The sequence below is a fragment of the Kribbella sancticallisti genome (assembly GCF_039530625.1).
In the GTDB taxonomy this organism is placed as follows: domain Bacteria; phylum Actinomycetota; class Actinomycetes; order Propionibacteriales; family Kribbellaceae; genus Kribbella; species Kribbella sancticallisti.
The window spans coordinates 193042-204335 of record NZ_BAAAOS010000006.1 but is presented as its reverse complement, the minus strand read 5'-3'; the positions used below and the strand labels follow the sequence as shown (position 1 = coordinate 204335).

Below are 11294 nucleotides of genomic sequence, written 5' to 3'. Positions count from 1 at the left end.
CCGGCGATGGACACCCGGTCGTCGTGGGGGCACGGCGACCGGGCCGAGGTGAGGTCCGCCTGAAGGCAGGGGCAGCGGTTTGCTAAACCGTCGACCGGTCACTGACCGGTTCGCGAGTTCGAATCTCGCCCTCACCGCTGGAACGAGATCTGTTGGAGGTGGAGATGAGCAGATGTTCGAGGCGGCGGAACCGGCGGGTGGACATGCGAGGCAGGATCGGTCCTCTGGACAGGTAGGCCTCGACACACCAGGGAAGGGCGTGCCCGACCCCGACGCGGGTCAGAGCCGTCGCGTTGTACGCCGTTGCGGAGTCCCACCACCGTGGTCCGAAGAGCCCAACGACGCAATCGCCGGTCTCGGGCGTTCCTTGCCTTCACCGGAAGGTTGCCCTACGCATCGTCGAGCCACTCCGCGCCGACCTCGTCGCGGTGGTACGCGTTGTGCCAGTTGCGTACGCAGGGACGACCGGTCATCGGGTTGATGCCGTCGCACGGATCGTTCGTGGCATGAAGGATCGGCCAACCCCGGCTGTCGCAGTCAGGACGACTCTCATCAGCGTCGCTGCCCTCCCACTCCACCCCGAGTCGATGGCCGGTTCCCGTCGCTGTCATGTCTGAACAGTAGGAATGGGCTCGGCCTGCCAACTACAGAGTTGCTGTCAGTTGCTCCGAAACAGCTCGCTCTGGACGCCGACGACGAGTGCACGGGCATCACGTCCGTAGATCGCCGGCTGACGGAGGTGATCGAACATCCGTGAATAGAGTGCGATCTCTTGGGGTTGAGTGACCTCGATACCCGCTGTCGGCGTCTCCAGGCTGACCATCTTGTCATCGAAGATCCAGAAACCCGCTTGCCCGATCACTTCCCGCTCTGCCGTCCGCGGCACGATGCCAACGGACACATTGGGCAGGCCCATGACCGACAGCAGACGGTCCAGTTGACCAGCCAGCGTTTCGGCACCGCCGAAGCGCGTAGTGAGGGCGGCCTCTTCGAGCACGACGGAGAACGTCTTGCTCCCTTGGTACAGAACGGACTGGCGAATCATTCGGGCCGCCACAGCCTCGTCGATGTCGTTCCGTGTCTCGAGAAAGCCGAACCAGAACTCGAGCATCGCCCGCGCGTACGGGACCGTTTGGAAGAGGCCGCGGATGGCGTGGTGTTCGTAGATGCGGAAGCGCTCGGTTCGTTCGTACAGCGGCACAGGGGTCAGCATGAATTGCTTCATGCCGGCTCGCGTCTGCCGCTTGAACTCCAGATACATCGACTCCACTGCTCGCGATTGAGCGATGAGATCCGGTATCTGCTCCTCAACTGAGCAGATGGAGCACCATGCGCGGATGTCCTGGTCGGTGGGGCTCTGTGCACCGTTCTCGATTTTCGAGATACGGGTGAAGTGCCAGCCGGTCGCGGCTGCCAGGGCGCGACCGGTCAGCCCGGCATCCTTACGTATCTCCCGCAAGTGCGATCCGAGCGCTTCTCGCGCCTTCCTGGCAGCGTTAGACGGGCTTGTAGTCACTGTGGGGTACCGACAACGCCCAGACCTTCTCGAAGGCGGCGGAGCACATTTCGACAACAGCCGGGTCGGTGGTGGTCGTGAAGGTCGTGTTCAGCCCCGACCCGGCGTAGTGCAGGAAGACGACCCGCTCATCATCGAACAGGTAATAGTCGTTGCCGGGGATGCAGACTGCAGAAACTGTCTGCCGGGGCACCCAACGGATATCCTCACCCGCATCGACCATCGGCCCAATGACGGCATGGGCCCATCGTTGATAGTCGCTCAGGGGTTCCGAGACGATCTTTGCCCGCCGCACGGAGCGGCCAGAGTCCAGATGCCCCCGAATCTTCTCGCACCACTCCTGCAGCCACGAGAGATCATCGGGTTCACCTGCCGCCCATTTGGCCATGTATGGCAGTTCGGTCTCAGTGCCGTAGGCATCTCGCGTCTCCAGATGAATCGCACTATGCCTGAAGCCGCTGGTCAGGTCGGTCAACTCCTGCTCAGTGATTTGCTGCACGTCGTCCTACTGCTACGCCTGGGTGAAGAACTGGATCATGCGATCCGGAATCTCGACAGCAGTTTCGCCGTCAGGAAGATTGAGCTTCGCGAGCGCGTCGGGATCGGTGACGACCCAGCCCTGGACGACCCAGCTGCCACGGTCTGTCTTGTAGAGCGTCGGCGAGTTCTGCGGTACGGAGTCCGGGTCGCCGGCGACCAAGGTGAGCTCCATGTCTTTCCCCTGTCTGCATTGTTGGGCGCGGTTGCTGACATCGAGTCTGTTGTTACCCACAGTTGCCGTCAATGGATGTTGCCAGTTGTTGCCAGCACGAGTTACGAACGAGCAGGAGCGCCATCGTGGGAGAGGTGGGGCGGGCTGTAAACCCGTTGTCGAGGCTGAGCAGGTTCGAATCCTGTCTCCTGCACGCAGCAACATCAAGAAAACAAGGCGGTGTGGCTGAGTGGCTAGGCGCCGGGTTGCAAGCCCGGTTACCTCGGTTCGAGTCCGGGCTCCGCTTCGCATTGTTCGAACCATCAGTAAGAAAGGAGGACCGGCCATGGCCGATCTCAGGAGTAAGCGGAGGAAGATTCCCGGCGGTAGGACCGGTGCTCCGGTGCAGCAAGGGCATGCGTTGCGGCGGGTATGGCTTGCGTGTGGGCATGTGCAGCGGGATCGGATCGCTCGTGCGGGGGATCACGTGTGGTGTGAAGGAGATTGCTCCGATTGGGTCCGGGTGGTCTCAGTGGAGGAGTAAAGACCGAAGCCTGTACGCCGGGCAACCGGCGTACAGGCGGACTCTCTGGTGACGGATGCACGCCTGGCCCTCCGAAGGCTGGGTCCCTGGTTCGACTCCAGGCAGGGAGACAGCTAGCCAATCAAGGTTGGGTCGAAGTGGAGTGAGAGGGTGACCGTCGCGTCGGCGTGGGCGGACAGGATTCGTAGCCGCACAGCTGCGACGGTGACGGTCTCCGCGAGGGCACCTCCGCGATCGGCCCGTACTCCGTCAGCAGTTCGTACAGGTGGTCCAGATAGAACCGGTTGTAGTCGTCGACGCCTTGCGGCGAAGCTCGTCCGGACGATCGTCCGACGTGATCTCAACCCGCAGGGAAGGGCCGCAGAACCTTCCCCGGGTTCAGCAGGTGCCCCGGATCGAAGACCTCCTTGATCTTGCGTTGCAGACCGAGCCCGACCGGACCCAGTTCCCGCTCCAGCCACTGCGCCTTGAGCAGCCCGATGCCATGTTCGCCGGTGATCGTGCCGCCCAGCGCAAGCCCGAGCTCCATCACGGCCCCGAAGGCCTCCAGAGCGCGCGCCTCGGCCGCCGCATCCTCGCGGTCGAAGATGACCGTGGGATGCATGTTCCCGTCACCTACATGCCCAGGGCAACAAATCAGTACGTCGTACTTCGTGCCGATCTCCGCGATCCCGTGCAGCAGCGCGACCAGCTGCGAGCGCGGTACGGCGACGTCGTCCACCAGTGTGGTCCCGAGCGGCTCCAGCGCCGGGTTTACCAGGCGCCGAGCCTCCAGCAGCATCCGCGACTCCTCCGCGTCGGACGCCTCCGCCACTTCCACCGCGCCGAACTCGGTACAGATGCGGGCGATCTCCGCGACATCGGCGGCCGCCCGCAACCCGCGATCGGACTGCGCGATCAGCAGCGACCCGACGTCAGCCGGCAGCCCCATGTCCCGGTAGTTCTGAATCGCCTGAGCCGTCGGACCGTCCAGGAACTCGAGCAAGGAAGGCCGCAGCCCAGACGCCATCACAGCAGCAGCGGCCGCGATCCCGTCCTCGATCGACAAGAAGGTGGCGGCGGCCGTCAGCGCGGCCTCCGGTTCGGGTCGCAACGCGAGAGTCGCCTCGGTGACCACCCCCAGAGTCCCCTCAGAGCCGACGATGAGCTGCGTCAGGTCGTACCCCGCGACCCCCTTCACCGTACGGCGACCGGTCCGCACGACCTCACCAGAAGCCAGCACGACCTCCAGCCCACGGATGAAGTCACCGGTCACGCCGTACTTCACACAGCACAGCCCGCCCGCGTTCGTGGCGATGTTCCCGCCGATCGTGGACATCTCCCACGACGACGGATCCGGCGGATAGAACAGTCCCTTCTCGAGGACGGCCCGCGACAGTTCGGAGTTCACCACTCCCGGCTGCACGACGGCCACCTGGTCTTCGACCGAGATCTCCAGGATCTGGTTCAGTCGCGCGGTCGACAGCAGCAGACACCCGTCCAGAGCATTCGCCGCCCCGGACAACCCCGTCCGCGCTCCCTGCGTCACCACCGGTACGCCGTACTCCCCTGCCGCGCGCAGCACCTCCTGCACTTCCGCGGTGGACGAAGGACGCACCAACACAGCAGGTACTCCGGCCGCACAGAAGGTCGCGTGATCGTTGCGATGGCTGTCCAGTACGTCGGGATCGGTGACGACCACCTTCTCCCCCAGCGAAGAGCGCAGTCGCGCGATCAGCATCTCCGAAGAGCTCATTCCTCCTCCTGCTCGGCCAGCAGCCGCAGGATCAGCTCGGCCCGACGGACCCGTTCCCGCCCGAGCGCCTCGGCCGTCGCGGACAGATGCGCCCCGACCGGGTAGATGTTCGGGGAGTTCCGCAGTCCCATCTTCAAGTAGACCGGCGCGGCCACCCGCACCACGTCGGGTACGTCGTAGAACCGCACATGACCGCCCTGGTCGTCCGGCACCTCGATATACATGTCGATCGGCACCGACGTCACCGCCCGGATCTCCGCCAACACGTCAATCGGCAGGTCGGTCGACACGTTCAAGCTGGTCGCGCCGAGCCGCTCGTACAGCGCTGCAGTCGATGCGTTGGGCAACGGCATCAGCACGGAGGTCTTCAGGACCAGGTCAGCCGGCAGCTCCCCTTCCTTCTTCAGCAGACCGAGCAGCTCCAGCACGCCGAGATCGCCGACCAGCAAGCTGCGCACCCCGAGCTCGACCGCGCGGTACGCGTCACACAGTGACGCGGCAACCATGCTGTTGCCGCGAGCAACTCCACCGACGGCGGCCGAGACCTTGGCCTGACCGCCGATGTCCCAGGCGCCGCGCGGACCGAGGAAGAGGCAGACCTCGACGTCGTGGTCGGCGCCGAGGGTGAGCATCTCGTCGATCTCGCCGTCGGTCAGCATCATCACGCCGCTGCCCTGCGAGACCCGGTGCACGGTCACGCCGCGCGACGCCGCCTCGTCGAGCACGGTCCGCATCACCGCGGGTCCTTCGCAACTCGGAATCTCCACCTTGTACTGCGCTCCGTCGCCGAACCGCCGGGTGGAGGCGAAATCCGGCGCCGGGGTGGTCAGCCCCCGGTCGGTGAGCAGTGCGTGGGCTTCCCGCAGGTTCATCGTTCTCCCCAGCTCGTCAGCGACCCCGTCGCATCGGTCAAGTTCCGGGCCGTCCCGGTGATCTCCAGATCGAACCGCTCCGACGCCTCCGCCAGCAGGGCCGGCGTCACCATCAGTTCGTTCGGCGACAACGTGTCCCTGATCCGCGCCAGCCGCAGGTCGGACCAGTCCCGTCGCCCACTCATCGTCACCGCACCCAGTACTGCGGCCTCATCGTCCTCGAGCACCATCGGCAGCCGCGATCTCCGGGCTCCGCCGGCGCCGGACGTCAACGCGTTCACATAGCTCGTCCGCAGGTCGATCTGCTCCAGCAGGCGCGCCGGAATCACATCCGCCAGCCCGAGTCCGGACGCGTTCCCGTGCGACGCCTCCGACAACCGGTGCACACTCACCGCCGCGATCGACGGCGACTCGAACTCGGGGATCCCGTAGACCCAGCACCGCCCGAGCACGTTCGTGTCCATCCCCGTACCGGACTTGTCCTTACCCATCTCGTCGACGACGAGCACGTCCAGCGAGTCGAACGGCAACCGGGCCATCAAGCTTCCGGCCCGCTGCAGCAACGCGTTCTCGGCAGAGCCGGCGATGCCCTCGGCAACGACCAGCTCCACCGCGGCGGTCTTCTCGTGTGCGTTCTCGAGGATCGCCAGCCCGCCCAGGATCTTGCCGGTCGCAACCACCATCCGTGCCGCAGCCTCGATGGCTGACCCGAGCAACGGGATTCCACCCGCATGCAGCGCGGCCGCGCCATCGTGGTTGCCCAGCCCGATCGCCAGGATCTTCGCCAGCCCGCTCTCCACCGGGCCATGGAAGTCCGTGTGCGGCTTCACCCGATTGACCAGCAACACTCCGTCAGCCTTGGCCGCCAGCGCGTCGTGATGAACGGGTGTGCCGTCCGGCAAGGTGCCCAGGACAACGGTCTCCATGGTCGCCTCGATCGGACACCCGACGGACTCCGGGGTCACCCCGAGTCCGGCGAGCATCTCCCGCTGTCCTTCGGCGGTTGCTCCACCGTGCGAACCCATCGCCGGTACGACGAACGGCTCCGCGCCGACCGAGCGGAGCCAGTCGACGGCGGCGCGGACGACGATCACCAGGTCGTGGATCCCGCGGCTCCCGGCCGTCACCGCGATCCGCGCACCAGGAGCCACGGATCCCGCGAGTGGAGCCAGGGCGGCCTGCGCGGCGGCGTACGGGTCGGGCTCGGTCGGGACGTCGGACAGCAGGCGACGGATGGGCGTGACCTGCGGCAGCACCCCATCCGGCCGCAGCCCGCGGACCGCCTCGAACGGCCCCCACCCAGCGCCAGACCCGCCCACCCCGCGCCCACCAGCCGCAGCGCCGGACTCGCCGGCCCCGCGCCCACCAGCCGCAGCGCCCCGCAGCGCCAGACCCGCCCACCCCGCGCCCACCAGCCGCAGCGCCGGACTCGCCGGCCCCGCGCCCACCAGCCGCAGCGCCGGGCTCCGGCGACCCGCTGGTCATCAGTGACTCTGCCGGCCGACAGCCGACCCGGTGCGCCCGACCAGGAAGTCGAGGTCGCAGCCCTGGTTGGCCTGGGTGACGTGCTCGACGTAGAGCCGGGCCCAGCCGCGATCGGTCGGTGCCGTCGCGGGCTGCCAGTCCGCCCGGCGCTTCTCCAACTCCTCCTCGGACACGTCCAGATGCAGCGTCCGCGCGGGCACGTCGAGCTCGATCCAGTCACCGGTCCGCACCAGCCCCAGCGGACCACCGACCGCCGCTTCCGGGGCGACATGCAGCACCACGGTCCCGTACGCCGTACCGCTCATCCGCGCGTCCGAGATCCGCACCATGTCCTCGACACCCTGCTCGGCGAGCTTGCGCGGGATCGTCATGTTCCCGACCTCGGGCATACCCGGATAGCCGCGCGGACCGGCGTTCTGCAACACCAGCACGGTGTCCGCGTCGACGTCCAGATCCATGTCGTCGACGGCCTTGTCGTACTCCTCGATGCTGCTGAACACCAGCGCCTTGCCGCGATGCTGCAACAACCTCTCGGAGGCCGCCGACTGCTTGACCACGGCACCGTCCGGAGCCAGATTCCCCTTCAGTACGGCGGTTCCCGCGCCGCTGCCGAGCGGGTCGCCGACGGCGCGGATCACGTCGGTGTCGACGGTGCGCTCGGTGTTCGCGACGTTCTCGCCCATCGTCTTGCCGGTCACGGTGATCGCATCGGCCTTCAGCAGCGGCAGGATCTCGTGCAGCACGGCCGGCAGTCCGCCCGCGTAGTAGAAGTCCTCCATCAGGTACTTGCCGGACGGCTGCAGGTCGACCAGCCACGGGACGCCGCGGGCCCACTCGTCCATGTCGTCCAGCGTCAGGTCGACGCCGACCCGGCCCGCGATCGCGAGCAGGTGGATCACCGCGTTGGTGGAACCGCCGATCGCCGCGTTCGCCCGTACTGCGTTCGCGAACGCGTCCCGGGTGAGGATGTCGCTCGGCTTGAGGTCCTCCTCGACCATCTGCACGATCCGCTGGCCGGCCTGCTGCGCGATCGCGTAGCGGCGCGAGTCCACCGCGGGGATCGCGGCGGACCCGGTCAGTTGCAACCCGAGCGCCTCGGCCATGCAGGCCATCGTCGACGCCGTGCCCATGGTCATGCAGTGCCCGTTGCTGCGGGACATCCCGGACTCGGCGGCGGCGTAGTCCTCCTGCGTCATCCGCCCCGCGTTGACGTCCTGGGTGAACCGCCAGACCGCGGTACCGGAGCCGATGTCGCAGCCGCGGAACTTGCCGTTCAGCATCGGGCCGCCGGTCACCACCAGCGTCGGCAGGTCGACCGAGGCCGCGCCCATGATCGAGCCCGGCGTGGTCTTGTCACAACCGGTGAGCAGGATCGCGCCGTCGATCGGGTTGCCGCGCAGCGACTCCTCGACGTCCATGCTGAGCAGGTTGCGGAAGAGCATCGCGGTCGGCCGGAGCATCGTCTCGCCCAGCGACATCACCGGGAACTCCAGCGGGAAGCCACCCGCCTGCCAGACGCCGCGTTTGACCGACTCCGCCAGCCGGCGCAGGTGCGCGTTGCACGGCGTGAGCTCCGACCAGGTGTTGCAGATGCCGATCACCGGGCGGCCGTCGAACACCTCGTCCGAGAAGCCCTGCGCCCGCATCCAGGACCGGTGGATGAACCCGTTGCGGTCCTTCTCCCCGAACCAGTGGTCGAAACTGCGCCGCCCGATATGTCCCTCGGGCCGGCCCGGCTCCTCGCCGATCGGCCGGCCGGTCTTCTCCGGCGTCGGTTCGCCCGCCTGGTCGCGGGTCAGCTGTTCGGCCTCCGAGCCGATCGTCTGGTTCGGATCGTTGGTCGGGGGAAGGTCCGTCGAGGGCTGGTCGGTCATCGAGCCGGCAGCCCCCGCGGCGGAGCCGGTTGAGCCGGGAGCCGACTCGCCGGAGCCGGTTGAGCCGGCAGTCCCTGCGCCGGAGCCGGTTGAGCCGGGAGCCGACTCGCCGGAGGCGGCGGAACCGGGCGCCGAGGCGGCGGAACCAGGCTCCGATGCGGCGGACCCTGGGGCCAGGTCGTTGGGGTCGGCGACCGGGGGCAGGTCGGTGTCGTTGGGACCGTCGCTCATCGGGAGACCTCCGCGTTGGTGATGGATCCGTTCACCCGGCGGCTGATCCCGGCCGGATTCGCGTCCTGCAGTACTGCGGGGAGCACCGCGTCCGGCGTGTCCTGGTAGGCCACGGGCCGCTGGAAACGGCGGGCGGCGGTCACGCCGACGCTGGTGTGGATCGACCCGACCGTCGACGGGAACGGCCCGCCGTGGTGCTGGGCCCAGGACACGGCGACACCCGTCGGCCAGCCGTTCCACAGCACTCGCCCGGCCCGCTCCGTCAGCAGCGGCAGCAACTCCCGCGCCAACTCGGTGTCGCCGGCTTCAGCGTGCAGCGTCGCGGTCAGGTTGCCTTCGAACGCCTCGACCGCGGCCGTCAACTCCTCCGGTGACGAGTACTCGACCACGATCGAGACCGGCCCGAAGCACTCTTCGAGGATCTCGTCCCGCCGCTCCAGCAACTCGGCCACGGTCGTCTGCAGCAAGGTCGCGCCGCTCTCGCTGAGAACCCGCACACCGTCGATCTTGCGCAGCCGGTCGAGCCCGGAGGAGAACCCGGAGGCGATCCGCTCGTTCAGCATCGGAGCCGGGGCGATCCCGTCGACCGCCGCGACCAACTGGTCCTGCAGGCCGTGCCCGGCGGGCAGGAAGAGCAGGCCGGGCTTGGTGCAGAACTGCCCGACGCCCAGCGTGTACGACCCGACGTACCCGGTCGCGATGTCGCTGCCGCGGGCGTCGATCGCCGCCTGGGTGACGAACACCGGGTTGAGGCTGCCGAGCTCGCCGTAGAACGGGATCGGCTCGGGACGCGTCACGGCGATCTCGTGCAGCGCCTTGCCGGCCGGTACCGACCCGGTGAAGCCCGCAGCGGTGATCCGCGGGTCCTTCAGCGCGGTGACGCCGACGTCGTACCCCTGGATCAGGCCGAACGTCCCGTCCGGCGCACCAGCCTCGCGCAGTGCGTCGATCATCACCTCGGCCGTCTTCACGGACAGCTCGGGATGACCCGGGTGCGCCTTGACGATGACGGGACAACCGGCAGCCAACGCCGAGGCAGTGTCCCCGCCGCACACGCTGAACGCGAACGGGAAGTTGCTGGCGGCAAAGACCAGGACCGGGCCGAGCGGGACCAGGACGCGGCGCAGGTCCGGTCGCGGTACGGGCTTGGCGTCCGGGTCGGCGGTGTCGATGACGACCTCCAGCAGCGATCCCTCCGCCAGGACGTCGGCGAACATCCGGAGCTGGCCGCTGCTGCGGGCGACCTCGCCGCGCAGCCGGGCTTCCGGCAGGGACGACTCCCGCATCGCGATCGGCACCAGCTCGTCCGCGGTCTCGTCCAGCGCGTCGGCGACCGCCCGAATCCAGTCAGCCCGTACTGCGGGCGCCGACGCCGCCAGTGGCTTGGCGGCAGCCGCGGCGTCGCTCAGAGCCTGCTCGAGCTCGGCGGGGGTGGTGTCCGGAATCATCGGGTCTCCTCCAAGGTCTGTGCTGCCAGGTAGCCGAAGGGCTCCCGGCCGACGGCCACCGTATTCGTCAGCGTGCCGATCTCGCTGATCGAGATCTCCACCTCGTCGCCGCCCTGCAACGCGAAGTCCAACTCCGGGACGATGCCGGTCCCGGTCGCCAGGATCACGCCGTCGGGGAAGTCGTTCGGCGTGAAGAGCACGTCGATCAGGTCCTGCAGCTCGCGGACCAGTTGCTTGGTCGACGTCGTGCCGGTGAAGACGTCGGCGCCGTCGCGGCGGATCACCAGGTCGATGGTCAGGTTCTTCGGGTCCGCGACCTCCCAGGCGGGGCGGATCCCGGTCGCCAGCGCGCAGCCGCCGGCGAACACCTTCGCCTGCGGGATGTAGAGCGGGTTCTCGCCCTCGATCGAGCGGGAGCTGACGTCGTTGCAGATGGTGAAGCCGACGATCTCGCCGCGGCTGTTCGCCACGACGGCCAGTTCTGGCTCCGGTACGTCATGGCCCGAGTCGTGCCGGATGCCGATCTGCTCGCCGTCGGTGACGAGCCGCCAGGCCGGTGACTTCGGGAACAGCTCCGGCCGCGGCGCGGAGTACACGCGGTCGTAGACCGACTGCTCCGTGCTCTCCTCCATCCGGGCGCCGCGGGAGCGCTCGTAGGTGACGCCGGCGCACCAGACCTCGCCGAGGCCGTCGAGCGGCGGCAACAACGTCACGTCTGCGACCGGCACCCCGTCCCCGACCTTGCCGACCGCCGAACGGAGCTCCTCCGCGCTCAGGCGCAGGAGCTCGGCCACTGTGTCGGCTCCGGCAACCGGTGCCACCGTGTCACCGGTTCGGACGCCGGCTCGCGGCCGCTGCCCTGGGAGCTGGTACCGGACCAAGTGCATGAACTGTCCAC

The 11294-nt window shown here is 68.0% G+C and carries 10 protein-coding genes and 3 tRNA genes; 3 read left to right on the top strand and 10 right to left on the bottom strand.

The genetic code is table 11. From position 1 onward, the window contains the following. Window positions 1–47 precede the first annotated feature (47 nt). A tRNA-Ser gene (locus tag ABD255_RS02925) sits at window positions 48–137 on the top strand. A gap of 252 nt (window positions 138–389) precedes the next feature. Here ABD255_RS02925 and ABD255_RS02920 read toward each other — a convergent pair. The 4 genes from ABD255_RS02920 to ABD255_RS02905 are packed head-to-tail and all read right to left on the bottom strand — an operon-like array spanning window position 390 to window position 2228. Beyond that, the gene (locus ABD255_RS02920) at window positions 390–611 is read right to left on the bottom strand and encodes a hypothetical protein (RefSeq protein WP_344209411.1); all 222 of its coding nucleotides are present in this window, start codon (window positions 609–611) and stop codon (window positions 390–392) included. A 47-nt stretch (window positions 612–658) separates the two neighbouring features. Further along, a complete protein-coding gene (locus ABD255_RS02915; protein ID WP_344209409.1) occupies window positions 659–1516 on the bottom strand; it encodes a helix-turn-helix domain-containing protein in 858 nt (285 codons plus the stop codon). Continuing rightward, complete coding sequence (locus tag ABD255_RS02910; RefSeq protein WP_344209408.1) at window positions 1497–2015, bottom strand: DUF6879 family protein; 519 nt, start codon at window positions 2013–2015, stop codon at window positions 1497–1499. The genes ABD255_RS02915 and ABD255_RS02910 overlap by 20 nt, the downstream gene beginning before the upstream one ends. A gap of 12 nt (window positions 2016–2027) precedes the next feature. Next, the gene (locus tag ABD255_RS02905; RefSeq protein ID WP_344209406.1) at window positions 2028–2228 is read right to left on the bottom strand and encodes a hypothetical protein; all 201 of its coding nucleotides are present in this window, start codon (window positions 2226–2228) and stop codon (window positions 2028–2030) included. Window positions 2229–2339: 111 nt separating this feature from the next. Here ABD255_RS02905 and ABD255_RS02900 point away from each other — a divergent pair. Both ABD255_RS02900 and ABD255_RS02895 read left to right on the top strand, forming a co-directional pair. Continuing rightward, window positions 2340–2421: transfer RNA gene (locus tag ABD255_RS02900), tRNA-Tyr, on the top strand. 22 nt (window positions 2422–2443) lie between these two features. Beyond that, window positions 2444–2514 (top strand) — tRNA-Cys (locus ABD255_RS02895). A 577-nt stretch (window positions 2515–3091) separates the two neighbouring features. Here ABD255_RS02895 and ABD255_RS02890 read toward each other — a convergent pair. The 6 genes from ABD255_RS02890 to ABD255_RS02865 are packed head-to-tail and all read right to left on the bottom strand — an operon-like array spanning window position 3092 to window position 11283. Continuing rightward, the gene (locus tag ABD255_RS02890; protein ID WP_344209404.1) at window positions 3092–4486 is read right to left on the bottom strand and encodes an FAD-binding oxidoreductase; all 1395 of its coding nucleotides are present in this window, start codon (window positions 4484–4486) and stop codon (window positions 3092–3094) included. Continuing rightward, window positions 4483–5358 (bottom strand): U32 family peptidase, encoded by an 876-nt coding sequence (locus ABD255_RS02885; protein WP_344209402.1) that lies wholly within the window; start codon window positions 5356–5358, stop codon window positions 4483–4485. Before ABD255_RS02885 ends, ABD255_RS02890 begins: the two co-directional genes overlap by 4 nt. Further along, a complete protein-coding gene (locus ABD255_RS02880; RefSeq protein ID WP_344209399.1) occupies window positions 5355–6806 on the bottom strand; it encodes a nickel pincer cofactor-dependent isomerase, group 22 in 1452 nt (483 codons plus the stop codon). Before ABD255_RS02880 ends, ABD255_RS02885 begins: the two co-directional genes overlap by 4 nt. A gap of 36 nt (window positions 6807–6842) precedes the next feature. After that, a complete protein-coding gene (locus tag ABD255_RS02875) occupies window positions 6843–8948 on the bottom strand; it encodes an IlvD/Edd family dehydratase (RefSeq protein ID WP_344209395.1) in 2106 nt (701 codons plus the stop codon). Then, window positions 8945–10396 carry an aldehyde dehydrogenase (NADP(+)) gene (locus ABD255_RS02870; protein WP_344209393.1) on the bottom strand — a complete coding sequence of 484 codons (1452 nt, stop codon included), beginning with the start codon at window positions 10394–10396 and terminating at the stop codon, window positions 8945–8947. The genes ABD255_RS02875 and ABD255_RS02870 overlap by 4 nt, the downstream gene beginning before the upstream one ends. Further along, window positions 10393–11283, bottom strand: coding sequence for a fumarylacetoacetate hydrolase family protein (locus tag ABD255_RS02865; RefSeq protein ID WP_344209391.1), 891 nt, complete (start codon window positions 11281–11283; stop codon window positions 10393–10395). Before ABD255_RS02865 ends, ABD255_RS02870 begins: the two co-directional genes overlap by 4 nt. Window positions 11284–11294 lie beyond the last annotated feature (11 nt).

Excerpts from the sequence above, each read along its gene's own strand:
- ABD255_RS02920 (WP_344209411.1), bottom strand. The coding sequence starts at position 611 with ATGACAGCGACGGGAACCGGCCATCGACTCGGGGTGGAGTGGGAGGGC.
- ABD255_RS02905 (WP_344209406.1), bottom strand. The coding sequence starts at position 2,228 with ATGGAGCTCACCTTGGTCGCCGGCGACCCGGACTCCGTACCGCAGAAC.
- ABD255_RS02890 (WP_344209404.1), bottom strand. The coding sequence starts at position 4,486 with ATGAGCTCTTCGGAGATGCTGATCGCGCGACTGCGCTCTTCGCTGGGG.
- ABD255_RS02885 (WP_344209402.1), bottom strand. The coding sequence starts at position 5,358 with ATGAACCTGCGGGAAGCCCACGCACTGCTCACCGACCGGGGGCTGACC.
- ABD255_RS02875 (WP_344209395.1), bottom strand. The coding sequence starts at position 8,948 with ATGAGCGACGGTCCCAACGACACCGACCTGCCCCCGGTCGCCGACCCC.
- ABD255_RS02870 (WP_344209393.1), bottom strand. The coding sequence starts at position 10,396 with ATGATTCCGGACACCACCCCCGCCGAGCTCGAGCAGGCTCTGAGCGAC.
- ABD255_RS02865 (WP_344209391.1), bottom strand. The coding sequence starts at position 11,283 with ATGCACTTGGTCCGGTACCAGCTCCCAGGGCAGCGGCCGCGAGCCGGC.